This window comes from Bremerella cremea (assembly GCF_003335505.1).
Taxonomy (GTDB): Bacteria; Planctomycetota; Planctomycetia; order Pirellulales; family Pirellulaceae; genus Bremerella; species Bremerella cremea_A.
Genome location: NZ_QPEX01000010.1, coordinates 1,145,214 through 1,170,257 on the forward strand (window position 1 = coordinate 1,145,214; position 25,044 = coordinate 1,170,257).

General features: G+C 54.0%; 21 protein-coding genes and 1 pseudogene. 13 read left to right on the forward strand and 9 right to left on the reverse strand.

Annotated features, from left to right (window positions below; all coding sequences use genetic code 11):
- Positions 1 to 33: 33 nt before the first annotated feature.
- Positions 34 to 1,554, reverse strand: a complete 1,521-nt coding sequence (locus DTL42_RS05640) for a sugar ABC transporter ATP-binding protein (protein ID WP_114367681.1) — start codon at positions 1,552 to 1,554, stop codon at positions 34 to 36.
- A gap of 59 nt (positions 1,555 to 1,613) precedes the next feature.
- Entirely contained in the window at positions 1,614 to 2,738 is a 1,125-nt protein-coding gene (locus DTL42_RS05645; RefSeq protein ID WP_158545245.1) for a substrate-binding domain-containing protein, read from the reverse strand.
- 244 nt (positions 2,739 to 2,982) lie between these two features.
- Between DTL42_RS05645 and DTL42_RS05650 the strand changes: the two genes are divergently transcribed.
- The 5 genes from DTL42_RS05650 (at position 2,983) to DTL42_RS05670 (ending at position 10,870) form a co-directional block, all read left to right on the forward strand.
- Positions 2,983 to 3,696, forward strand: a complete 714-nt coding sequence (locus tag DTL42_RS05650) for a hypothetical protein (RefSeq protein WP_114367683.1) — start codon at positions 2,983 to 2,985, stop codon at positions 3,694 to 3,696.
- A 233-nt stretch (positions 3,697 to 3,929) separates the two neighbouring features.
- The gene (locus DTL42_RS05655) at positions 3,930 to 5,267 is read left to right on the forward strand and encodes a GDSL-type esterase/lipase family protein (RefSeq protein ID WP_114367684.1); all 1,338 of its coding nucleotides are present in this window, start codon (positions 3,930 to 3,932) and stop codon (positions 5,265 to 5,267) included.
- A 266-nt stretch (positions 5,268 to 5,533) separates the two neighbouring features.
- Positions 5,534 to 6,625, forward strand: coding sequence for an alkene reductase (locus DTL42_RS05660; protein WP_114367685.1), 1,092 nt, complete (start codon positions 5,534 to 5,536; stop codon positions 6,623 to 6,625).
- A 321-nt stretch (positions 6,626 to 6,946) separates the two neighbouring features.
- Positions 6,947 to 9,466, forward strand: a complete 2,520-nt coding sequence (locus tag DTL42_RS05665; RefSeq protein WP_199590027.1) for an arylsulfatase — start codon at positions 6,947 to 6,949, stop codon at positions 9,464 to 9,466.
- 495 nt (positions 9,467 to 9,961) lie between these two features.
- Positions 9,962 to 10,870, forward strand: coding sequence for a serine/threonine-protein kinase (locus DTL42_RS05670; RefSeq protein WP_158545246.1), 909 nt, complete (start codon positions 9,962 to 9,964; stop codon positions 10,868 to 10,870).
- An 82-nt stretch (positions 10,871 to 10,952) separates the two neighbouring features.
- Here the strand turns inward: DTL42_RS05670 and DTL42_RS26200 are convergent, their stop codons facing one another.
- The 6 genes and pseudogenes from DTL42_RS26200 to dnaK form a co-directional block, all read right to left on the reverse strand.
- Positions 10,953 to 11,126: a hypothetical protein gene (locus DTL42_RS26200; RefSeq protein WP_158545247.1), complete on the reverse strand. Its 174-nt coding sequence runs from the start codon at positions 11,124 to 11,126 to the stop codon at positions 10,953 to 10,955.
- A gap of 32 nt (positions 11,127 to 11,158) precedes the next feature.
- Positions 11,159 to 11,374 carry a hypothetical protein gene (locus tag DTL42_RS05675; RefSeq protein ID WP_114367687.1) on the reverse strand — a complete coding sequence of 72 codons (216 nt, stop codon included), beginning with the start codon at positions 11,372 to 11,374 and terminating at the stop codon, positions 11,159 to 11,161.
- A 525-nt stretch (positions 11,375 to 11,899) separates the two neighbouring features.
- A complete protein-coding gene (locus tag DTL42_RS05685) occupies positions 11,900 to 12,364 on the reverse strand; it encodes a DsrE family protein (protein ID WP_114367688.1) in 465 nt (154 codons plus the stop codon).
- 138 nt (positions 12,365 to 12,502) lie between these two features.
- Positions 12,503 to 15,181, reverse strand: coding sequence for an ATP-dependent chaperone ClpB (gene clpB, locus DTL42_RS05690; protein ID WP_114367689.1), 2,679 nt, complete (start codon positions 15,179 to 15,181; stop codon positions 12,503 to 12,505).
- Positions 15,182 to 15,462: 281 nt separating this feature from the next.
- Positions 15,463 to 15,933, reverse strand: a pseudogene (gene tnpA, locus DTL42_RS26695) (IS200/IS605 family transposase).
- Between the two features lie 368 nt (positions 15,934 to 16,301).
- Entirely contained in the window at positions 16,302 to 18,254 is a 1,953-nt protein-coding gene (gene dnaK / locus DTL42_RS05700; RefSeq protein ID WP_114367690.1) for a molecular chaperone DnaK, read from the reverse strand.
- 448 nt (positions 18,255 to 18,702) lie between these two features.
- Here dnaK and pheA point away from each other — a divergent pair, with 448 nt between their 5' ends.
- The 7 genes from pheA (at position 18,703) to DTL42_RS05735 (ending at position 23,882) form a co-directional block, all read left to right on the forward strand.
- Positions 18,703 to 19,791, forward strand: a complete 1,089-nt coding sequence (pheA, locus tag DTL42_RS05705; protein WP_114367691.1) for a prephenate dehydratase — start codon at positions 18,703 to 18,705, stop codon at positions 19,789 to 19,791.
- A 277-nt stretch (positions 19,792 to 20,068) separates the two neighbouring features.
- The gene (gene tpiA, locus DTL42_RS05710) at positions 20,069 to 20,824 is read left to right on the forward strand and encodes a triose-phosphate isomerase (RefSeq protein WP_114367692.1); all 756 of its coding nucleotides are present in this window, start codon (positions 20,069 to 20,071) and stop codon (positions 20,822 to 20,824) included.
- Positions 20,825 to 20,908: 84 nt separating this feature from the next.
- Entirely contained in the window at positions 20,909 to 21,445 is a 537-nt protein-coding gene (gene secG, locus DTL42_RS05715; RefSeq protein ID WP_114367693.1) for a preprotein translocase subunit SecG, read from the forward strand.
- A 119-nt stretch (positions 21,446 to 21,564) separates the two neighbouring features.
- Entirely contained in the window at positions 21,565 to 22,449 is an 885-nt protein-coding gene (locus DTL42_RS05720; RefSeq protein WP_234824083.1) for a YicC/YloC family endoribonuclease, read from the forward strand.
- A gap of 40 nt (positions 22,450 to 22,489) precedes the next feature.
- Positions 22,490 to 23,092: a guanylate kinase gene (gene gmk, locus DTL42_RS05725; protein WP_114367694.1), complete on the forward strand. Its 603-nt coding sequence runs from the start codon at positions 22,490 to 22,492 to the stop codon at positions 23,090 to 23,092.
- Positions 23,077 to 23,343 (forward strand): DNA-directed RNA polymerase subunit omega, encoded by a 267-nt coding sequence (locus tag DTL42_RS05730; RefSeq protein ID WP_114367695.1) that lies wholly within the window; start codon positions 23,077 to 23,079, stop codon positions 23,341 to 23,343. Before gmk ends, DTL42_RS05730 begins: the two co-directional genes overlap by 16 nt.
- Complete coding sequence (locus DTL42_RS05735) at positions 23,340 to 23,882, forward strand: flavoprotein (protein WP_114367696.1); 543 nt, start codon at positions 23,340 to 23,342, stop codon at positions 23,880 to 23,882. Before DTL42_RS05730 ends, DTL42_RS05735 begins: the two co-directional genes overlap by 4 nt.
- A gap of 117 nt (positions 23,883 to 23,999) precedes the next feature.
- Here the strand turns inward: DTL42_RS05735 and DTL42_RS05740 are convergent, their stop codons facing one another.
- The gene (locus DTL42_RS05740; protein ID WP_114367697.1) at positions 24,000 to 24,218 is read right to left on the reverse strand and encodes a hypothetical protein; all 219 of its coding nucleotides are present in this window, start codon (positions 24,216 to 24,218) and stop codon (positions 24,000 to 24,002) included.
- Here DTL42_RS05740 and DTL42_RS05745 point away from each other — a divergent pair.
- Positions 24,217 to 24,945, forward strand: coding sequence for a DJ-1/PfpI family protein (locus DTL42_RS05745; RefSeq protein ID WP_199590030.1), 729 nt, complete (start codon positions 24,217 to 24,219; stop codon positions 24,943 to 24,945). The two genes, DTL42_RS05740 and DTL42_RS05745, sit on opposite strands and share 2 nt — an antisense overlap.
- Positions 24,946 to 25,044: the final 99 nt, after the last annotated feature.

Consider the following 25,044-nt stretch of genomic DNA (forward strand, 5'->3'; position numbering starts at 1 on the left):
CTCGCATAAGTGCAAATCATTCGGGGAAGCTTGTTAACCACCAAGGGCACCAGCCAAGCTTTGGCCGGTTGCCAAGGTCATGATGGCCTCCTCGCTTAGCTGGTCGCGGGCAAGTTCACCTGCGAGGGTTCCTTCGTGCATGACCAATACGCGGTCCGACATGCCGAGGATTTCTTCCATCTCGCTCGAAACGAACAAGATCGCCACCCCTTTGCGGGCCAGCTCTTCCATCAGTTCGTAAATCTCGTGCTTCGCCCCCACGTCGATGCCGCGGGTCGGTTCGTCCAGCAACAGTACCTTGGGCTGCATCGCCAACCACTTGGCAATTACCACTTTCTGTTGGTTGCCACCCGAAAGATATTGAATGATCTGCCGCGTACTGGGAGTCTTGACTCGCATTCGCTTGACCATTTCGTCGGCCACCTGCTGTTCGCGCGACGCATCGATCCACGAAAAGTACGACAGTCGGTGGAGTCCTGGCAGGGTCGTATTCTGTCCGACATCCATCGGTAAGACCAACCCTTGCTGTTTGCGATCTTCTGGCACCAAGAACACTTCGTGCGCAATCGCATCGCGAGGGGAACGAACAGTGACCTGCTGCCCAGCAATCTCTAGGGTGCCTTCCAGCGGCGGGGTAACGCCGAACAACGTCTCGAACAATTCGGTTCGCCCTGCCCCCACCAAACCGGCCAGGCCCACGATTTCTCCTGCTCGAAGTTGAAAGCTAATCGAGTGCGCCGGATGGGTCGACGTTTTGATCGCTTTGGCTTCTAACACCACGTCGCCAGGCGTTTGTGGTTGGTGAGAGTAGAACTGATCGAGATCGCGTCCGACCATCAGACGCACCATATTTTCGTGCGAGATCTCTTCCCGCGAAAGCTCGCCGCTGTTCTTACCGTCACGCAGAGCCACGACCCGATCGCAAACCTGATGCACCTCGCTGAGGCGGTGCGAAATATAAACGATGCTCACGCCGGCAGCACGTAGCGATCGGATCACCTCGAAAAGGCAGTCCACCTCACGTGCCGAAAGGCTCGAGGTCGGCTCGTCCATGATCAGTAGCTTCGCATTACAGGAAAGGGCCTTAGCGATTTCAACCAGTTGCTGCTGACCGATTGAAAGTTCGACCAGGGGTTTGCGGGGATCGACGTTGAGCCCGACTTGTTGCAGATACGTGCGTGAGAGGGAGTTTATCTGGGCCTGATCGATCCAGCCAAACGTGCGTGGCTCGCGGCCAAGGTAGATATTCTCGCCAATGGAAAGGTTGTCGCAAAGATTCAGTTCTTGGTGGATCAGAGCAATGCCAGCTTCTAGGGCATCGGTCACACCACGAATTTCCACCGCCTGACCGTTGACGCGAATGGTTCCTTCGTCCGGCGGTTGAATTCCGGCCAGAATCTTCATCAGCGTGCTTTTGCCGGCGCCGTTTTCACCAATCACCGCCACCGATTCCCCTGCCCCGATGCGCAGGGAAACTTCCGACAAGGCTTTCACGCCTGGGAAACGTTTCGAGATCCGCTCGACCTCAAGAAACGGCGGAGAGTCGTTTGTCATGGTGCCTATCACTTTCCAGCCTTGCCAGGCGAATCGCTTTCGCCCATGAGAAGCCGGGGTTACTTTTCTTCCGCAGGTTTCGTTTCCGTCGGCCGCTGGTCTTTGGGCAAGTACTGGGCAATTTCAGGTGGAATCGGCTTGTCCATCAGCTCATCGATCACCCCGGCACTTCGCTCCTGGGCATTAAGCTGTTCCATGAGGCCAACGAAGATCATCACGTCGCCTCCTTCTGGAACCGCTTCCTTCACTAACTTGCCAACCTCGCGACCGGCCAGGTAATTATGCGTGCCGATGTACATCTTTCGCTTGCTGTTGGGGGCGTCGGAATCGTGACAAATCATGTTGCCGTTGAACGCTTCGACCGCCTTGTTGATTAGATCCGTCTGGCTTTCTGGTGAACTGGGGCTCATAGCCAGCCCTTGGCAGCCGTCACCCATTTTGCGTTCGACGAAACGTTTCTGTTCTTCCTGGGTACCGTTCGGCGGATCGTATACTTTGCACTCGGCGTTAAATTCCTTTTCAGCCACATGCACCCCTTCGGCTGCATAGTTCCAGAAAGGGTCGACGGTGTTGGTCAGGAAGGCGATCTTGACCTTCTCGCTGGTATCGTACTCCGGCTGATTCTTAGGAGGAGCGGTTCCCTTGCCTGCGTTGATTCGCTCGAGTTCTGCTTGAAATTCGCCGACGTTGTCTTTCCGGATCGTTTTGTAAGGGACGAAGACCAGATTGCTTTCAGGAATGTCAAGCTCCTGCCCTCGTACCATCGCCGAAAGCAACTCGACCGCTTTGTAACCAAACACGAACGGCTGCTGCACGACGGTGCCGTAGACCTTGCCGTCTTCAATTCCCTTCAACGTGACCTCGTCTTCGTCGAAGCCAATGACCTGAATCTCACCAACCTTGTCGGCCCCTTCCACCGCGCTCAAAATCATCGGTGGATTGTAAGCCCACAAGCCGACCATGGCTTTCAAGTTCGGATTGTTGGCAATCGCCGACTCAGCGTTTTGCTTGGCGCGGGCATGGTCCGTATTGTCCGTCCGAATGCCGAGAATGCGGTACTTGCCTGCTTCAATCGGAAATTCGTAGCCGCCACTACCAGCCGCCGTGTTCTCGGTTTTCGCACGACAACTTACCAGGCACGTAGCCACCAATAACAACAATGCTATGCGGGAAAAACGATTCAAGGGAACGATCCTTCGAGGGGGGTGCAATGCGAGGGGAAATCCCGAGAAAAAGAGAAGAAAACCGTTATCTTACGCCGCAAACAGGCTCAAGGCAACTATCGACCGCACTAATCCCTGTTTCGGTGCCGCTTCTTTCCCGTCGGGACAAGCACAGATAGGAGACTCATCGGTAATATTGATAAAAAGAAAGCTCTACCTATCGTCTTTGCTCAACAGGAATGACTCACTGCAATCGATTTTCCCTATGAAACTTCAAATCAAAGCACTTTTTGAATACGTACGTAACCAGATCACCGAACAACACATCCAGGACTATTCACCATCAGATCCCGGGTACCATGACTACGTTCGAGTCTGGACCAAGCTATTGCAGTCTGGCCAAATTCCTCAGCAAACAGATTTTGAACTGACCGAAGTTATCAACTTAACTGGCTGGGGTAATCCAGTAGACTACGATGATCCGGAGGCATTTCGAGCCTACCGCCGATTCACCACTTGTGTGGCATGGGGCCTAATCTCTCACGGCCAAACAGCCGAATACATTCGGCCCATGAATTATCTTGCCTACGATCTGGTTACCGATTGCTTGCCGACAAATCACCAATACTTCTCTCTTGTGCGAGATCTTTTGCCATCCCTGCGAGACTACCTCAATAACTCGCAGGACGAAGTTGAGTATCCCTTTCTAACACTGGCAGCGTTAATCCTTGCAGACCGTGCAGGCGACCATAACGAAGTCACCCGCCTAGCCATTGAATTGATTGAAGAAGAAGCAAATATTCGCCATGACGAACGTTTTCGCTACGGTGTTCGCCACGATTCGCAATTTTTATTTGGTCGCACGGTTTACGAACAAAGACAAGAGGGGTGGATTTTCTGGACCAAGGGTGTTTCCAATCCTAGTAAGGACATTAACGTGCAACTTATCTTGGAGGCCTTCAGCCAGATGTCAAAATAACTAACTTACTCCGCATCCAAGCATTCGTTATTGAGAAGTCGCTACATGGACCAAAGCCGGGTTTAAGATCACTTTTCAGATGCTCAGGCCAATCTTGTTCTGAAGATCGGGGCCTGCAGAGCATGATGATTTTCACGATGAAAATCCTCAAGGTGTGCCCCCTTTGTTGCCTGACTATAATAGTGTCGCGCAGCCTCTTTTGCCCTCGTCCTTCCTATCAGAAAGTCACCACCATGCTGGTCCGCTTCCGCCTATTCACGCTGCTGGCGTTGTCGTTGGTTTGCCTGACTAACAATTCCTTTTTGGCTCAAGAGCCAGCGACCTCGGCCGATCACTTTGCCATTCCGGCAACCGACGAAGGGCTGCCCGGCACAGGGCCGATTCGCCGCTACGATTGGTTTAAAAACTTGTGGCAAAGCAAACGTTCAGGCTGGGCCAAGCAGGTCGAGCAGGACCAGAACGCGGTCGTTTTCCTGGGCGATTCGATCACGCAAGGATGGGGAGACAACCTTGGTGGTAGCTTCGGTGACATGAAGGTCGCCAATCGGGGAATCAGCGGCGATACAACCCGCGGCATGCTGATTCGTTTGAAAGAGGACGTCTTGTCGCTGAACCCCAAAGCGGTGGTCATGCTGCTGGGGACCAACGACCTAGAGGAAGGTGCTTCCCCGGAAACGATCGCCAGCAATTTGGAATTGATCGTGGCCGAACTGAAGAAACACAACCCTGACATGCCGATTGTGCTGTGTGAAGTCTTCCCTAGTTCCGCCTCGAAAAAACGGCCTGCCGATAAGATCAAGCAGATCAACCAGTTGTACTCCCAAGCGGTGAAGGGTGATCCGCAGGTCACCTTGCTTGATACCTGGACGCTTTTCGCTGACGCCCAAGGAGATGCCAAGAAGGAAGAATTCCCTGATTTGCTGCACCCGAACCAAGTAGGCTACGCCAAGTGGGCGGCTGCTTTACGGCCCATTTTTGCGACGCTCGGTTATTTGGAAACAGAAGCAGACGACTTCGAGGTGGAACCAGGCTACGAAAGTCTGTTCAACGGCAAAGACCTGACCGGCTGGATGTTCAAGGCCAACCCCGAGCGAGAAGGCAAAAAGACCTCGATCGCTTGGCCAGTCTTCAAAGAAGATATCGCGTTCGATGGCGAGACCGAGAGCAGCGATGGTCGTTACCAGGCAATCAACGGACGACTGGTCGTCACCACGCCCACCGAAGGTCGCCGCATTCAGCAGTTGTGGACGACGCGCGAGTTTCCGAACGACTTCGTCTTGAAGCTAGAATTCCGCGCAACCCCGAACGCCGACAGCGGTGTCTTCATTCGCCAACCGCAGCTTCAATGTCGCGACTATTCGTTGGCCGGTCCCTACAAGGATCTGAAGAACTACAAGCCGCAAGACTGGAACGAGATGGTCGTCACCGTGAAAGACAACGTCGCCCATTGCACCTGTAACGGCGAAGTGTTGGAAGAAGCGTTTCAGCTTCCCGAGACCGGTTCGATCGGCCTGGAAGGGGATCGCGGGCAGATGGAATATCGCCGAATTCGGGTGAAAGAACTGCCGTAGCTGGCGTTTTTGATGGGACTAGCGATTGGTTGCTTTGCCAATCGCACCCATCCGTGGGTAAACCGATTACCGGAAAGCTTGCTTCAAGGGACAGGTGTCGCACGTTCGCCGCCGAGGACGATTCTTCTGTCCGGCGGCGACCAAGCTGCGTAACGTCGGCATCACTCTAGGCATCGGAGCTAACGTGGGCTCGTCCCGTCCTTATAGCAAGTCCGTGTTAGGCTTGCCAACGTGAAACGACCAGTCCGCTCCCTGGAGAAATTCCGATGACCACTGCTGACGACGATGTCCTCTTCCGCCCACTGCAGGTCGGTGATCTGACCTTGCGAAATCGTATTGTGATGGCTCCGCTCACCCGTGCGCGGGCACCAGGTCGCGTTCCTAACGAGATGATGGCCGAGTACTACGCTCAGCGTGCTTCCGCCGGGCTGATCATTTCTGAAGCCACCGCAATTAGCGCACAAGGCTACGGCTGGCACGATGCCCCTGGCATTTATACCGACGAGCATGTTGCCGGCTGGCAAAAGACTACGGATCGTGTTCATGAGGCAGGAGGTCGTATATTCCTGCAATTGTGGCACATGGGACGAATTTCGCATCCCGATTATCACGGCGGTCGTCCACCAGTTGCCCCAAGTCCAATTGCCGCCCCGGGCGAAGCGCATGTGCCAACCGGCAAGAAGCCCTTCACCATCCCGCATGAACTCACCATTCCCGAAATTGCCCAAATCGTCGGCGATTATGCCGAGGCCACCCGGCGGGCACGTGATGCTGGCTTCGATGGAGTCGAGATTCATGGAGCAAACGGTTACTTGATCGACCAATTTCTACGAACCGCATCGAACCAACGCACGGACGCCTATGGAGGTTCGATTCCTAACCGGATGCGGTTTCTGCTGGAAGTCGTCGCGGCGGTTACCGATGACTGGTCTCCCCAAAGAACCGGTCTGCGGTTGAGCCCCACGATGAACGGCTACGGCATGGAAGATGAAAACCCCGTCGGCCTGTACCGCCAAGTGGCGGAAGCTTTGTCCCCACTTGGCTTGGCCTATCTGCATACGGCCGAATCGATTCGACCTGGCCGAATCTACAACCCCGATGCCGAACGCATTACTCCCACGATTCGCCAACACTACGATGGCGTTTTGATTACCAATGGTGGTTACGACAAGCAAACCGCCACTGAGGCCATTGAATCAGGGGCAGCGGACGCAATTGCTTTTGGCCAATCGTTCATTGCCAATCCAGACCTACCGAAACGTTTTCACCTAAACGCTCCCCTTAATACGCCGGAAGTGGCCACCTACTATTCGCCTGGCAGCCATGGCTACATCGACTATCCCGCGCTGGCTGATTAGCCCCCTACCAAGAACTTCAATTCCGCGTAGGGGATGGCCTCGTCGATCTGACGCTGGCATGATACGAAAGCCCTATAATTCATCGATAGGCTAAGTTCGATTTTGGAAATGGCTAAACGGCTCACGACCCGGACGACAATCTTAAAAAAAGATTCATGTAATTAACTTGCTATTTCAATCAAACTTCACCAGAATCAGGGGAATCTTGCGGACCTGCGTTCCCACTTTCCTATCTGATATCGTTTTTTTTTTGCCTGCCTTGATATCTCGCAAGATCACCCCTTAGGCATGTTCTGTTTTAGCAACACGAAGGATTAGCTTATGTGCCGGATGATTCGGTCTCTCGGTCGCCAAATTCCTGCGATACTTCTCGCCCTAACGATGGGTAGTCTAGCGTTGGCTGCTGACACATCGGCGCCTCCAATCGGCTCTCCCGCTGCCTCCGCACCGATTCCCGGAAACCAGTTGCCAGCCCCAAATCCGGCCTTTGGGGGCGTCATCAAGAATGATGCTTTGGAGTCGAAGCCGTGGTGGGCACCGCGGATCGTACCGCCGAAGAAGGCTCCCAACGTGCTGCTGATTATCACCGACGACGCCGGTTTTGGCGTGCCCAGCACCTTTGGTGGCGTGATCCCGACACCGACGATGGATCGGCTTGCCAAGAAAGGCTTACGCTACAACAACATCCACTCCACGGCTCTTTGTTCGCCGACGAGGGCAGCGCTGATAACAGGTCGCAATCACCATTCGGTTGGTTTTGGTGTTATTGCCGAACAGTCCACCGGTTTTCCGGGCTATAACAGTATCATCGCCGAAGACAAAGCGACCATCGGTCGGATCTTAAAAGACAACGGCTACAGCACAGCATGGTTTGGCAAAGACCACAACACACCCGCTTTCGATGCCAGCCAGATTGGGCCGTTTGACCAATGGCCAACCGGGATGGGCTTCGAATATTTCTACGGATTCGTCGGCGGCGATGCCAACCAATGGCAGCCGAACTTGTTTCGCAACACCACGCAAATCTATCCTTTTGAAGGCAAAACGGATTGGAACTTGATTACTGGCATGGCAGACGATGCCATCGATTACGTTAACCGAATCCATCAGATCAGCCCTGACAAACCGTTCTTCATCAAATATGCCCCCGGTGCAACGCATGCCCCGCATCATCCGACCAAAGAATGGGTTAAGAAGATCCACGACATGCACTTGTTCGACGACGGCTGGAACAAGCTGCGCGAACAGATTTTTGAAAACCAGAAACGCCTGGGAGTCATTCCAGCCGATACCCAGTTAGAACCTTGGCCAACCGATGTCATCAAGAACTGGGACGATTGTACTGCGGAAGAAAAGAAGCTGTTCATTCGCCAAGTCGAAATTTTCGCCGCCTATGGCGCCTACAATGATTATGAAATTGGCCGCGTTATCCAGGCCGTTGAAGACATTGGCGAGATCGAGAACACGCTGATCTTCTACATCAACGGCGATAACGGTACCAGTGCCGAGGGAGGTCCTTTAGGAACCCCCAACGAAGTCGCGTTCTTCAACGGCGTGAACGAAATACCTGTCGATATCCAGATGAAATGGTACGACGTTTGGGGCACTGAAGAAACCTACAATCACATGTCGGCTGGCTGGTCTTGGGCCTTCGATACTCCGTTTACCTGGTTCAAGCAAAACGCCTCGAAACTGGGTGGGATCCGCCAGAACATGGTCGTTTCGTGGCCAGCGGTCATTAAAGACCACGGAGGCATGCGTGACCAATTCTGCCATGTGATCGATATCGTACCGACCATCCTGGAAGTCTCTGGCATCCCTGCTCCTGAAGTCGTCGATGGCATTAAACAAGCGCCAATTGAAGGGACCAGTTTGGCTTACACATTCGATCAAGCCAACGCCGATGCACCTTCTCGCCACAAGACGCAGTACTTTGAGATGATGGGCCAGTGGGCGCTGTATCACGATGGCTGGCTACTCAGCACCAAAGTCAACCGTGCCCCTTGGCAAGCATTTGGGGTCGCCAATCCCGATCCACTCAACAATCAAGTGCTGGAACTATACGACTTGACGAAAGACTTTAGTCAGTCGCAAGACATCGCCGATCAGCACCCGGAAAAGCTCAAAGCGATGAAGCAACTCTTCATTGAAGAAGCTAACAAGTATCAGGTCTTTCCGCTGGATGCTTCCGTTGCGGCCCGCATTATCGCCCCACGTCCCAACATTACGGCAGGTCGAACCGAATTCGTTTACAAGGTTCCGATGATCGGTCTGCCGCAAGGGGATTCGCCCATGCTGCTGAACTCTTCCTACTCGATCACTGCCGAGATTGAAGTGCCGGAAGGGGGCGCGGAAGGGATGATCCTTACCTCGGGTGGCCGCTTCGCAGGGTACGGGTTCTATCTGTTGAAAGGCAAGCCTGTCTTTCTATGGAATCTGATCGACCTGCAACGCATTAAGTGGGAAGGCCAAGAGCCTCTGAAACCAGGCAAGCATACGCTGGAATTCGCATTCACTTACGATGGAATCGGCGTTGGCACACTCATGTACAACAACTTCAGCGGTCTCGGCAGGCCGGGTACCGGTGTCCTGAAGGTGGACGGAAAAGAAGTGCAAACCATCAAGATGGAAAAGACGATTCCGCTGATTCTGCAATGGGATGAATCGTTCGACATCGGCTCTGATACGCTAACCGGCGTCAACGATGCGGACTATCAACCTCCGTTCCCTTTGACCGCCAAGCTGAATAAGTTGACCATCAAAGTCGATCGCCCTCAGCTTTCGGCACAAGACATCAAACGCCTGGAAGAAGCCCAGCGGAACAATCGCTCTAGCGAATAGGGCTTCCCATCTTCCAGGTTCGAACAAAAAAAGACCGCCAGCCAATTGGCTAGCGGTCTTTCTTATTGTTTGGCAAGTTGCGTATGGGGTTACCAGTTCTGGACCCAACTAGTTGGTCGTGTTTGATTCGGTGCTGTTTGAGTTGGGATTCTTAACCGACGGGTCGCCCTTAGGGGCACAACCCAAGATCAAGGTCGTCAGGGCTACCAGAACCAACAAGGATCCGAGCTTCTTCATTGCGCAATCTACCTCTGTGAAATGTTCGAGTTTATTTAACTACCTACCCATCTTACTTGATTTCGGCGAAATCTCCAAAGGGGGCGGTGGAAGACCGGCCAGACCGCCTAGAAACGCTCTAAGCTGCCTAGTCGGAATAACCCTACTGGCCGCGATAACGAGATAACTCGTATCACTATCAGAGTTTTCGCCATCGACGGTCGAATATTGGAGGTAATTGAGGAGTCTTTTTGTACGGATACGCTAAGGACGATACCTTTGTCTTCGGTCGAACTCAAACCACCGATCTCATCTTCGCGAAGAAGATCGCCACGCTGCTTACATGGAGCCTGGGAGGTTGGTCCGCAACTAGGCGAAGGCACCTACTTTCGCGTTTTCCGAGCCCGACCAAGCCAAGGTGGCTTCAGCGGTTGGGACTTTGCCTTGAAGACAATCCGTCCCGAGTTCAAAGGAGACCGGCTCCTCAGCGAACGCCTCATTCGCGAAGCCGAGGCCGGCGCCGAAATCACGTCGGCTCATGTTGTGCCGGTAATCGATGCCCGTCCCGGTTCGTTTGTTGTCATGCCACGTGTGTGGGGGCAAACCCTCTCCGAGATCTTAGCCTCTGGTCGTTCCATTCCCTTAGGAACCGCCGTTTGGGCTGCAAGGCAATTAGCTCAGGGGCTTTCCACCACGCACGAGCTAGGTTGGATTCATGGCGATGTGAAGCCGGATAACATTATCCTCTCGCAGACCGGTCACGCCACGTTGATCGATCTCGGTTTCGCTCAGCGCGTACAACTGAACCTTCCTTGCAGCAGCCGCAAGTGTGATCGCCAAGGCACACTCCGCTATTTGCCGCCCGAGATGCTTTCTCGCTCGGCCCCGGTGCTTCCTCAAGCCGATACCTATAGTTTGGGCGTGATTCTGTTTGAACTGATCACCGGTCGTCAGCTTTTCAATCAATCGACCACCGAGGAAATCGTAAGAGCCCAACTATCGCAGCGAGCCCCTAACGTACGCTGCCTGGTTGCGCACGTTCCGGGCTCGCTCGATACGCTGGTCGCGAAGATGCTGGCCAAAGACCCGCTGCGCCGCCCTTCACCAGATGACGCCCTGGTGAAGGCGCTGGCCGCGGTCGAAATCGAACTGCTCTCGCCCGATCCAAAGATGCGAGATGCGGCCTAACAGATCAGCTTAAATCAAGAAAATCGAATCCGCAGCTCTCAAAAAGACCGGCCAAATCTACCAAGTCGCCTGTGGCATTGAACTAATCGTCGCCATCAGCAGAATCTCTTCTCCGCCCAAACGACGCACGTCTGGGGCGTCCTTTCTGACCGCGGAAGTGAGTCCGGCGAACACTCAGCCGGAAAAATTGGGGAATGTAATAGATCGCCATCCAAGCGACGACAATCACGGCCAGCACACCGATTCCTTCGATCATCGTTGTTACCTCCTAGATAGATTTGTCGCGTATTAGTCAACGTCGATATCGATATCGATGGAATCACTCACATCCGATTCGTCCGCATCCAACCAATCGCGACTTGATTTCGCCTTGCCCAGCAGCACGGGATCTCCGTAACGCGTTCCATCGGCACGACGGCGATGGCTAAACTCCACGACCGCCAAGGCCCCGCCCATCGCCAGCAAAGCCACCACAGCGAACCCAAGATAGATCAGCAGTATCATAAGTGTCCTGTCCAGCTATTCTCGGATGGCAAGCTAATCGCATCCGCCACCGTCGCACCCCCCATCAAAACCTCCACCACCATGGTCCCCTCCTCCGAAATCACTGACATCGAAGAAACCATGATGGGTGTGACCGTAATCATAATCGATCCCACTGCTCGCTGCATCTAAATGCGAGCAACGGCGACGTCGAGTGGGCTGACCACCATGATGTGGTTCCTGCGTTCTTTGCTGGCTCCAAGACACCACGGCGTTGACAATGGCCAAACCCCCGATCAGAGAAAGCAATATCACTAGCACGTTCATCGGCAGCATCTCCTGGTTTCAGGTTGATTAACTATCTGCCCGGGCTCGATAGGGTATTCGTTGTGCCAAGAAAAAGATTGGGGACGCGAAGAAAAAACTTTCTACAGCGTCCCCTTGCTAAGATCAGTACCCAAGAGACCGCAACCATCTCTTGCGACGATTGCCTTCTGCACTGCCAATCTCAATAGCTCGCTACGGAAGCAGAAAACCAACCGGCTGTTAGTAATCAACCACCTTATCGGCAGTCACAAACAGGTCGACAATATCTCCTTGGGTTGCGATGATAGCCCCTTTACGAAGGTGCTGGGCATCGAGCCCCGCAGCTTTAGCACAGTGCGGGCAAACAACCACAACACCACCATTGGCGACGAAGTCGTTGTACAGTTTGGCCAATGTTGTGTCGGAGGCTCCCCACACGACATCTAGCGACTGCCGAGTATCGCCAATCCTGGCTCCCTCGATGTCGAGGAAAAGCGTTGTCGCAACCCCGTTCTCTTGCATCAGATTGGCAATTTTTAACCCCATTGATGCCCGATGTAAATCATCGGTGAAGTGCGACAGATGCACTACGGCTGCCTGGGACGTTGCGGAATCTTGCTTCGCCGGCGCGACTTCAGGTTGCGTCAGTAAGATCCCAAGACAACCAAGGCAAAGTACGAGCGGAATGACAAATCGCGTTTTCATTTCTTGCTCCTTTTCTTCGCGGTCGAAAAATCTCGTGGTCCTTACAACTACTTTTATCTTACCGCGCAAACCAAAGGACGCGATGGGCAAAAAGCCTATTCGCGTCCCTTGTCGAAAACTAATTTTCAGCCGAGAAGATCAACTAACCGTCGTCGATTCCACCGTGCTGCTACCGGCGGCCGATTTCGTGAATGTATAGCTCGTTCCATCGAAACCAACCGAAATCCGATCACCATCTTTGAACTCGCCCTTCAGTAGCAACGTGGCCAACTGATTTTGCAGGCGGTTCTGAATCACTCGCTTCAGGGGACGAGCTCCGTACAGCGGATCGAAACCTTCCTCCGCCAACGCATCCTTCGCCTCGTCGGTAACAAACAACTCGATCCCCTGCTCTTCCAGCATCTGGGCGAGTCCACGTGTTTGATAGTCGACGATCGAACGAATTTGTTCTTTGATCAGCGGCTTGAAGACGATGATGTCATCAATCCGGTTCAAGAACTCAGGCAGGAACTTCGTTCGCAGATTGGCCTGGGCGGCTTCGCGAATCTCTTCGTCGCTGCCCCCTTCTTGGGCAATCTGCTGAATGGCCTGACTGCCGATGTTACTCGTCATGACCACAATTGTGTTGGTGAAGTCGACCGTGTGACCATGGTTGTCAGTCAAGCGGCCATCATCCAACACTTGCAGCAAGATGTTGAAAACATCGTGATGCGCCTTCTCGATTTCGTCGAGCAAGATCACACTGTAAGGGCGCCGCCGCACGGCTTCGGTCAGCTTGCCTCCTTCTTCGTAGCCGACATACCCGGGAGGTGCCCCGATCAGTCGACTGACGGCGTGACGCTCCATGTACTCGCTCATGTCGATGCGGACCATCGCGTTTTCGTCATCGAACAGTGCTTCCGCCAATGCCTTGCACAATTCGGTCTTTCCAACGCCGGTGGGGCCCAGGAAGATGAACGAGCCAACCGGACGATTGCTTGCCTGCAGACCACTACGGCTACGTCGAACCGCGTTGGACACCGCGACCACCGCTTCGTCTTGGCCGACGACGCGTTGATGCAAACGTTCCTCTAGAACCAACAATTTGGCCCGTTCGGTCTCTAGCATTTTGGCAATCGGCACGCCGGTCCATTGACTGACGACTTCTGCGATCTCGTCTTCGGTAACTTGCTCGCGAAGCAAACGACGCTGCGACTTGGCTTCGTCCTTGTCTTCCTTTTCGTACTCCGATTCTGACTCCATTCGCTGAACCAACGCTTCTCGCTTCTTCTGCAGTTCGTACAACTGCTGATAGTCGCTTTCGGAAACTGGCTGGCCGGCCGATTGCACTTCTTGAATCGACGCATGCAGACGCGAGTATTCGAGATCGGCAGCCGCCAAGGCTTCGCGCGTTTCCGCAACGTCCCCCATACCCAGCTTTTCCGCTTCCCACTGCTCTCGCAAGCTGGCCAATTGACGTTTAACCTGTTCCATCTCGTCTTGAATTTCTTCGCGACGCTGGATAGCAGTCTCTTCGGTTTCTTCCGCCAGTTGCCGGTCGGCCAGTTGCAGCTGTGTTAAACGGCGCTGCACTTGATCGATCTCAGCGGGGACGCTTTCCTGCTCGATAGCCAAACGGCTTGATGCTTCGTCAACGAGGTCAATTGCCTTATCTGGCAGGAATCGATCGGTGATGTAACGATCGGAAAGCTTCGCTGCAGCGACCAACGCCGAGTCCTTGATCTTGACACCATGATGCGCTTCGTAACGAGGCTTCAAACCACGCAAGATCGCGATCGTGTCTTCAATCGAAGGTTCGCCGATGTACACCGGTTGGAAACGACGTTCGAGCGCCGCGTCTTTTTCGATGTACTGACGATACTCATCCAAAGTGGTCGCCCCAATGCAACGCAATTCGCCACGAGCCAACGCAGGCTTCAACAGGTTGGCCGCATCCGCGCCCCCTTCTGCCTTGCCAGCCCCGACCACGGTGTGCAGTTCGTCAATGAACAGGACGACACTTCCCTGCGAGTCTTGCACTTCCTTCAACACCGCTTTCAAGCGTTCTTCAAACTCGCCGCGAAATTTCGCCCCGGCGACCAACGCCCCCATATCGAGCGCGATGACACGCTTGTTCTTCAAACTTTGCGGCACATCTCCTTGGATAATCCGCAAGGCGAGCCCTTCGGCGATTGCCGTTTTACCGACGCCTGGTTCACCAATCAGCACAGGATTGTTCTTAGTGCGACGCGAGAGCACCTGGATCGTGCGGCGAATCTCGTCATCGCGACCGATCACCGGGTCGAGCTTTCCCTTCTGCGCTCGGTCGACTAGGTCGATGCCGTACTTCTGCAAAGCCTGAAAAGTATCTTCCGGGCTCTGGGAAGTAACCCGTGAACTACCCCGCACTTCGCGCAGCGCATCGAGAATATCTTTCTCGGTCACGGCGTTCACTTGCAGGATGTCTTTCGCCTTCGACGGCACCTGCGAGAGGGCAAACATAAGATGTTCGGTCGAAACAAATTCGTCCTTCATCGCGTCGGCTTGCTTCTGGGCCGCTTGAAAGACCTGATCAAGCTCGCTCGACAACCGCAACTGTGATCCGCCAGTCATGGTCGAAAGACGTTCCAGTTCCGCTTTCACCATCGATTCGATCTGACCACGCTGCGTTCCGATTTTTTCAAGCAGTGGGCGCACAACGCCGCCGGTCTCGACTAGCAAGGCCGCCAGCAGGTGAAGCGGCGTGAGCGAAGTATTCCGCGCCTCGGCCGCCATTTGCTGCGCAGCCTGAACGGCTTCTTGAGCCTTGATCGTGTATTTATCAAATTGTGGAGGCATCATCAAATTCCTTATATGTAATCAGGCGTAGTGTTAAGTAATCACTCCCTGTTTCGTTTGAAGTTCATCGTGTTCAGCGAAGAGCGTTTGGGGCCCGTAGGGTCCGCTGTGCGGACCGATAAATGGGCAATTAAATCAGTCAAACTCAATTCACTCCCACACTCGCTTATTCTCCCAAGGCCCAGAGGGCCGGTCGAATGTAGCCAGGGGCGTGAGCCCCTGGATGGTTGATCTAAAATCACAATAGCCCTGGAAGGGCGACCGAAATCTTGAATCAACAATCAGTCCGTTAAGTACTCTTCCTTAAATTCAATTCCGTGCTTCATGAGGAACATTTTTAACTCATCATGAAACGCTCGCGTTCGATGATGTTCCTCTTGATTCGCAATATAATTCTTTACGTCTTCCAACGACGATTGGCTCACCGAAAACGCGGCATATCCAGCTTGCCAGGCAAACATTTTTTCGCCGTATATTTTCTCGTGGATTCATCCGCTGGATGCTGATTTCACATCACGGACAACGTTCAACAAACTTTCCTCCCGCGATAATGAAACGAGAAGATGAACATGATCCTCAACGCCGCCACCCAGGATCAAATGGCAGCCTCGTTTTCTTAGGACCCCGGCGATGTATTCGTACAACCTCGGTGCCCATTCTCGCTTAATCGAACGACTGCGCTGTTTGGTACCGAAGATGATGTGAACGTAAAGGCGAGCATACGATTGGGGCACGTCTTCGCACCTTTCCACTTCGGTCGCCCTGCCAGGGCTTACTACTTTATCATCCCGATTCCAGGGGCTAACGCCCCTGGCTACATTAGGTCGGCCCTCTGGGCCTCAGAACCAACGCATTGTATTTACTTTTATTGCAAGGATATTCCAATCTCGGTAGGGACCGCTGTGCGGACCGTTTAAGCAAACACAAGCAAAATTGAACGCAGCCAGATTGACCGGCTATGGGATGACTACTTCAATAACATCCAATATCTCGTAAGCTCCTCAATGCCTTCGGTCCATAAAAAGGGCCGGGTACCTTGCGGCCCCAGCCCTTCTCTATAACAGACTTCAAGTCACATAGCACGGACTTGTTGTATCCGGCTTTGTGGGCAGAAGGTTAATTAGTCCTTCTTGACCTCGAACTCAGCGTCGATGGCGTCATCGTCGCCTCCGTCTTTGGTTTCGCCTTGCGGAGCTTCCCCTGCCGCTGCGGCAGCCGCTTCCGGGTTGTTGGCGGCGGCAGCTTCGTACAGGATCTTACTGACCGCGTGCGAGGCAGCTTCCAACTCGCTGATGGCCGATTTGATCTTTTCGACGTCTTCGCCTTTGGCGGCTTCGCGCGTCTTCTCGATCGCGGCTTCCAGCGGAGCCTTGTCGTTGTCCGAGATCTTTTCGCCCGCTTCTTTAATCAGCTTTTCAAGCTGGAAGCAACGCGATTCGGCTTCGTTGCGAGATTCGGCCAGTTCACGCTTCCGCTTATCTTCGGCGGCGTGCTCTTCGGCGTCCTTCTGCATCCGATCGATCTCATCCTTCGACAGGCCAGAACTTTGCTTGATCTCGACCTTCATCTCCTTACCAGTGCCCAAATCCTTGGCGGACACATTGAGGATACCGTTTTGGTCGATGTCGAACTTGACTTCGATTTGCGGCATGCCTCGTGGAGCCGGAGCGATTCCGTCCAGGTTGAACTCGTCGAGCAAGCGGTTGTCGGCAGCCATCGGGCGTTCCCCTTGGAACACACGCACAGTCACCGCACCCTGGTTGTCTTCTGCCGTGCTGAAGGTCTGCTTCTTTTCGGTTGGAATCGTCGTGTTGCGTTCGACCAACTTGGTGAACACACCACCGAGCGTTTCGATACCGAGCGAAAGCGGAGTAACGTCCAGCAGCAGCACGTCTTTACGACCACCTTCGGCCAACACGCTACCTTGGATAGCGGCACCTGCGGCAACGACTTCATCTGGGTTCACACCCTTGTGAGGATCTTTGCCGAAGATCTTTTTGACCATCTCCTGAACCTTCGGGATACGGGTCGAACCACCAACCAACACGACTTCGTCGATATCGTTGGCAGTTAGGTTGGCATCCTTCAAAGCCTTCTCAACCGGAATTCGGCAGCGTTCGATCAAGTCGTCGGTCATCTGCTCGAACTGGCTACGGCTAATGGTCATCTGCAAGTGCTTCGGCCCCGAGGCATCCGCCGTAATGAACGGCAGGTTGATGTCGGTCGAAGCCTGACCGCTGAGTTCCTTCTTCGCCTTTTCGCAGGCTTCCTGCAAACGCTGCAGTGCCATTTGGTCTTTGCGAAGATCGATTCCGTTGGTCTTCTCGAATTCGGACGCCACGTAGTGGATCAACTTCTCATCGAAGTCGTCACCACCGAGGTGCGTATCACCACTGGTGCTGATCACCTCAAACACGGTTCGTCCGCCGTCTTCCCCATCTTCAGGAGGCGAGACTTCGAGGATCGAGATATCGAACGTACCACCGCCCAAGTCGAACACGGCAATCTTTTCGGCCTTGTTCTTACCCAAACCGTAAGCCAAAGCGGCTGCGGTCGGTTCGTTGATGATACGAGCCACTTCCAAACCAGCGATCTGACCGGCATCCTTGGTGGCCTGACGCTGAGCGTCATTAAAGTAAGCCGGAACCGTGATCACCGCTTTGCTGACCTTGTGTCCCAAGTAGCTTTCAGCGGCAGCTTTCAGCTTCTGCAGGATCTTGGCCGAGATTTCTGGCGGCGTATATTCTTTGTCGCCAATTTGAACTTTGACATATTCGTCAGAGCTACCAACGACCTTGTACGGCACCAACTTCTCTTCCGAGTCGACTTCGTTATGACGTCGCCCCATGAAGCGTTTGATGGAGTAAACCGTCTTGGTGGGGTTGGTCACCGCCTGACGACGTGCCGGTTCGCCGACCAGGACTTCCCCTTTGTCGGTGTAACCCACAACACTCGGGGTAAGCCGGCTACCTTCGGCGTTCGGAATCACTTTTGCTTCCGAACCTTCCATGACCGCGACCACGGAGTTCGTGGTACCGAGGTCGATCCCAATAATCACTTCACCTTGTGCCATGATGACTACCTCTTTCTTTCGCTAGAACTGCGCCCGAGGGCGTCAGAGTTTTCGTATGTAATTACCCAGCTTTTCGCATGGGATTGGTTTTAAGTAACACGTTGATGTGATCGGCAAATCTGCAGAATCACACGGTTGGAAAAGGGAATTGCAAGAGGTATGCCAAAACTGTCCCCTACAACACAACTTTTTCCGCAAGTCTCTTTAATACAGTAGCTTACGACACAATTCTTTTTTCATTTCCTTTTCTAGCCCCTCGCACGGCAGCTTGACTCTGCCAAAATGGCAGCAGATTGCCACAAACCTTCTACGCACCTAGGTTTATGCCAGTCCGAGATGAGTTATGATTCATTTGACGATCCTTGGAAGATCGCTGTCATCGGCTAGACCTTTGCGGCTCGCCTTCCCAAATTGCCTTGAAAACCTTTCTTTAAGCCCCCAAGCTGCGATGGCCAAGACTCCGCGTAAGACATCGGCAACCGATCTCAAGAAGACCGTTGCCAAGATTGACAGCCAGATCCTCGACTTACTGGCGAAACGTGTAAATGCCTGCCAAAAAATTGTCCAGAACGCCCCCAGTTTGACCATCGAGCAGCAGCTGAGCTCGGAAGAAAGTGAACTTGCCAAATGGCTTTCCAGCAATAAGACGCCGCTGGCCAAGGAATCGCTTTCCCCAGTGATGCAAGAGATATTAAGCCTCTGCCGCAGCGCCTCGCGCCGGTTACGTGTGGCGTATCTTGGGCCGCAGTACAGCTATTCGCATCAAGCGGCGGTAGAAAAATTTGGGGCGAATGCCGACTACTCGCCCGTCGCTACCATCGCGGCCGTTTTTGAAGAAATCCAGCGCAATCAGGCTGATTTTGGACTCGTTCCGGTCGAAAACTCGAACGATGGGCGTGTGACCGACACCCTTGAAATGTTCGCTAAAGTGCCCACCAAGATCTGTGGCGAAGTCAAACTGCATATCCATCATCAGCTTCTGGCGAAATGCCCTCGCGAAGAAATCCGCGAGGTCTTCAGCAAGCCGCAAGCCCTGTCGCAATGCCGCAACTGGCTGGCCAAGCACCTGCCTGCGGCTCGTCCAATCGAGATGACTAGCACGGCTGCCGCTGCCCAACTGGCCGCCCAAAAGGAGGGGGCCGCTGCCGTTGCCAGCCGCGCGGCTGGGTTGAATTACAACCTGGAAACGATTGCCTCGAATATCGAGGACAACCCTAACAACATCACCCGCTTCGCGGTAATCTCCCACTCAACCGCCCCCAAAACAGGCAACGACAAGACTGCGTTGCTGTTCCAAACCGAGCACAAACCGGGGGCATTGGCCGATGCCATGAACATTTTCAAGAAGAACCGCCTGAATTTGACCTGGATCGAGTCCTTTCCGGTTGCCAATTCGCCGGAAGAGTACCTGTTTTTCGTCGAAATGGAGGGGCATAGCTCGGAATTGAAAATCCGGCGGATGATCGCCTCACTCGAGAAAAAGACCCTCCGTCTGGAGATTCTCGGCTCGTACCAAAAGACGGAACCGGTGAACTAACGTAGTCGTCCCAGGGCTCCCAATCTTCAGAACGGCCTTCTCAGGTGGGTTGACGGCGGAAAATTATGCCCCCAACCGGTGAGAGGTGACCTCGACGGACATGCATGCACTCTGTTATATTTACGGGTTTCATTCTGCACAGGCAGAACGACTTAGATCTATTCTATTGATGGCTGCGTAGGCAATCCTCAACCGGAATAACCGGCTAGATTCCCTACGCAGACATCAATTGAGTCTTTAATTTGATCGGCCATTGTGGTCCGCAGGAGAACGACGGGTGAGACGTCCTTTCATCGCTGGTAACTGGAAAATGAACACCACCAAGGCCGAAGGCGTTGCTTTGGTGAAAGGCGTTGCCGAAGGCAACACTGCCGGCGACGCAGTCGAAGTGGCCGTGTGTGCCCCCAGCGTTTACTTGGATGCCGTTGCCACGGCAGCCGCTGGCAAGGTGGGCGTTGGTGCCCAGAACTGCTACCACGAAGCTTCCGGTGCATTCACCGGCGAGATCTCTGCCGAGATGGCCAAGGACATTGGCTGCCAGTATGTCATCTTGGGACACAGCGAACGCCGCCACATCTTCGGCGAATCCAACAGCGACGTCTGCAAGAAAGTGCATTCGGTCCTCGCTGCTGGCCTAACCCCGATCGTTTGCGTGGGCGAACTGCTAGAAGAACGAGAAGCAGGCAAAACAACTGATGTTGTCGCCGAACAAATGTATGGCAGCCTGGCTGGCGTTACCGCTGAACAGATGAAGTCGGTCGTTATCGCTTACGAACCGGTCTGGGCTATCGGCACCGGCAAAGTTGCTACGCCAGCTCAAGCTGAAGAAGTGCATGCCGGCATCCGGGCTTTGATGACCGCCAAATATGGCGAAGCAATCTCGGAATCGGTCCGCATTCAATACGGTGGCAGCGTTAAGCCAGACAACGCCGCTGAACTACTTTCGCAACCGAACATTGACGGCGCGTTGGTGGGTGGTGCCTCGCTCAAAGCAGATAGCTTCCTGGGCATTATTGCTGGCGCCACCAAGTAGTCTCGGAAGATCCCCCGTCGGGAATCGTTTAGCAGGCGTTCCCATTTTTGCATCCTACAAGGACGTTTTCAGAAGTAGCGAAACATGACTATTCCCATCCTTTTCGCCGCGGTCTCTCCACTTCAGTACCTATTTGGCCCGCTGATCTTCCTTACGTCCGTGTTTCTGATCCTCGTTGTCTTGGTACAGCGTGGTCGCGGTGGCGGATTAACGGGTGCCCTGGGTGGTGCTGGTGGCCAAAGCGCTTTCGGCGCTAAAGCAGGCGACGTGTTCACCAAGATCACTGTTGTCGTCGCCGCCTTCTGGATTCTGCTTTGCATCTTGGCCACGATGAGCCTTCAAGACCTAGGCTCGACCAAGGTGACCAGCAGCGGCAGCAACATCGCCACACCCCCAGCTGGTGAAGCTGCAACGGGCGAAGCCAAAGACGGGACTTCATCAATTACCGCCCCGGCAACCGAGGAAGCCGCAAAGCCGACCTCAGAAACTCCGGCTTCCGACAGCAAGCCTGCCGCCGACCTGGAACCTGCAACCGGCGAAGCCGCGAGCACGCCACCTCCGTCCGTCGACACGGTTGAAGCTACCGACAAGCCTGCGGCAGACGAAAAGCCCAAAGACTAGGCTTAGTCAATTCGGCCAATCATCAACGCGACTTCCATGGCTTAGTTTCTGTGGAAGTCGTTTAGCGTTTTGAATTTCCACACCTCTGACTGCATCGCACAAACGCGGAGAAACCATCCATGCTGTTGAGCATGACCGGCTATGGCGATGCCCATCTGCATGCGGACGGCGTCTCGGTTTCGGTCGAAATTCGCTCGGTCAACAACCGCTATTTCAAGCTTACAGTTCGCGGCAACGAACTTTTTAGCGGGATCGAATCCCAGATCGAAGCCCTTGCTCGCAAGCACATCAATCGTGGCACGATCACGATTAACCTGCGAGTAAAGACAGACGCCACTGCCGACAAGTACCGAATCGATACCGACGTCCTGCAAAGCTACGTCCAGCAGATCCACCAACTTGGCAGCCAGATTGGCATTTCCGAAACACCTCATTGGGATTCCGTCTTGCAACTGCCAGGCGTGGTCCAAGAGAACACTGACAACGACGACGAGCAATTCAACGCTTGGCCGGTGATCGAGAAGACGGTTCAAACGGCTCTCGAAAAATTCGACACCATGCGGCAGCACGAGGGAGAAACGACCACCGTCGATCTGCGTGAAAATCTCGCCACGATTGCTAAATACCTAGAGCAAATCGAGGCCAAAACACCCAACGTGGTGGCCGGGTATCGCGACCGCATGACCGAACGGGTCAACAAAGTGCTGGAAGAATTCGACGTCACCGTCGACCCTTCGACCCTGCTGCGAGAAGTGGCCATCTTCACCGACCGTGTGAACATCTCGGAAGAGGTGGTGCGGCTGAAGAGTCACCTGCAACAATTCGAAACGTTCCTCACTCAAAAGGAATCGACCGGGCGCAAGCTCGACTTCCTCACCCAGGAACTTTTTCGCGAAACCAACACGATCGGCTCGAAAGCAAACGATGCCGAGATAGCCAAAGCGGTTGTCGAAATGAAGACTGCCATCGAGAAGATTCGCGAACAAGTTCAGAACATCGAATAAAACAAACCCAATCGACGAAAGCCCCTTCCAACTGGCCAGCATGAACACAGAAGCCCCAGGCATTTTGGTAATCCTTTCCGGTCCTTCCGGTGCCGGCAAGACAACCATCGTGCGCAAGCTGCTGGCCCTGGGAGTTCCGCAGATTGAGCTGAGCATATCCGCGACCACGCGTGCACCACGCCAAGGCGAACAAGACGGGATCGACTACCACTTCCTCACCAAGGAAGAGTTTGAACGCCGTCAAGCCGCTGGTGAGTTCCTTGAGTTCGTCGAAGTGTTTCGCACCGGCCACTACTACGGAACGCTCCGCAGCGAAGTCGAAGCCCGCTTGGCTGAGGGCATTTCCGTGCTGCTAGAGATTGACGTGGAGGGGGCCGTGAAGGTCGCCCAGCAATACCCAGAAGCGATCACCATTTTCCTCAGCCCCGAATCGACGGAAGAACTAGAACGCCGTCTTCGCGACCGAGGCACCGAAACGGAAGAAGCCATTGAGCGACGGCTGGAAACAGCCAAGAGCGAAATGGGAGCGTCCTCGTGGTATTCGTACCACGTGTTAAACATGGCCGACGCCGCCGACCAGACAGTCACCCAACTTGCTGACATTATCCGTCAGGAAAAGGAAAAACGATGTTCGAAGAATTGAAAGAAGAATTCATCATCAAGAAGGTTGGCGGTCGTTTTAAACTGTCGACCCTGATTCAAAAACGCTTGGTTGCGTTGAACGCCGGCAGCCGCCCACTGGTCGAAATAAAATCCGACAACAAGATGGAAATCGTGTTGGAAGAAATTAAGCAAGACAAGATCTTCCTTGATACAACCAACGAACTACGCACCACGGCCGACTCGGACGTAATGATCAAGTCGTTCGATGCCATCATGAGCGACGAACTGTGAGCGATCGCAAGGTCATCATCGGCGTCACCGGCGGGATTGCCGCCTACAAAACGCCTGCGTTGGTCAGCCAACTGGTCAAAGCAGACGTTGACGTCACCGTGGTGATGACCGCCGCTTCCCACCACTTTGCCGGCGCGGCCACACTCACCGCGCTTTCCGGGAAGCGTGTTCACACCGAGCTTTTCGACGAGAACATGCCACTGGGCGCGCACATCGAGCTTGCGCGCCGAGCGAGCCTGCTGTGCATTGTCCCCACTTCAGCCGACTTCATGGCCAAAGCTGCACTTGGCTTGGCCGACGACCTGCTGAGTACCCTCTACCTGGCATTCACCGGCAAAGTCTTCATGTGCCCCGCGATGAACAAAGAAATGTGGGCTCACCCCGCCGTTCAGCGGAACGTGAAAACGCTGATTGAAGATGGCGTCACGATGATCGGGCCCGACTCTGGCTGGCAAAGTTGCCGTGTGGAAGGAACCGGACGAATGACCGAACCAGACGAAATTTACGCGAAGATAGAAAGCTACTTCCAAGACAAATAAGCGTCATCCCCACCGAAGTAGCCCAACGGCGACCTATTTTGCCATCAAGTATCTTCGGGTTTTCACAGCATGTCAAAGCTACTGATTCGATTTGGCTTCGCTTTCGGCTCACTGTTGCTACTTCCCCTGATACCATTCTTGGCCATCCTGATGATGGAAGGCGCCCAGCATAATCCTCAACCAGTAGGCGGATTCGGTGCGAATATGCGACTGGTTTACCTGCTGATCATTGGTGGCCCCATCGTCGCTATCGGAGCGGCTATCCTCACAATCACGGGCATCTTCTGGGCGATCACTAACGACCAAAGGCACACTGCTCACCAAAGCGATTTCCATGAACCACTCCACACTAAAAATGATCCCAGCCGACCGGCAAATTAACATCGGAGCGATCATCTTTCCTGAGATGGATCAGATCGACCTGACTGGCCCTTACGCGGTTCTTTCACGACTTCCCGGCTCTTCGATTCAGCTGATCGGGCAGAAAAAAGAACAGATTCGCGATCACCTTGGCCTGAGCTTAGTCCCGGATGTCGCTTTAGAGGATGCCCGGCCGATCGACCTCTTGCTTGTCCCTGGTGGCCCCGGGCAGGAAGCCCTCATGGAAGACGAAACGGTGCTTTCGTTTATCCGGCAGCGAGCGAGCACCGCGAAGTGTGTATTCTCGGTTTGTACCGGCTCGTTGATTTGCGGCGCGGCGGGCCTATTAAAAGACAAAGTAGCCACCACACACTGGACGGCTTTGCCCTTGCTGAAATATTTCGGGGCGAAACCATCAGAGAAACGCGTTGCCATTGATGGCAACTTCGTTAGTGCGGCAGGTCTCACCGCAGGAATTGACGGAGCATTGACCGTCGCAGCACTACTGCGCGGCGACGAGGTCGCCCAAGCCATTCAACTGGCAATTCAATATGCACCGGAACCACCGTTCGAATGTGGCAGCCCCGATATTGCCCCGCCAGAAATCTTGGCCAAGGTGAAGTCGAACGTCGCTCCGCTGACTGAACTTCGCGAGAAGACAGCGAAACGGGTCGCCGAACGCCTGGGGATCAGTCTCAAGTAACCTGAAAGCCTCGTTTTCGCCCCCTCTCGGCGCAGCAAAAAAGCGGAGCCTTGTTAACTCCGCTTTTTTCTATCTTCCGCTTCGAGAAGCCTTGAGTCT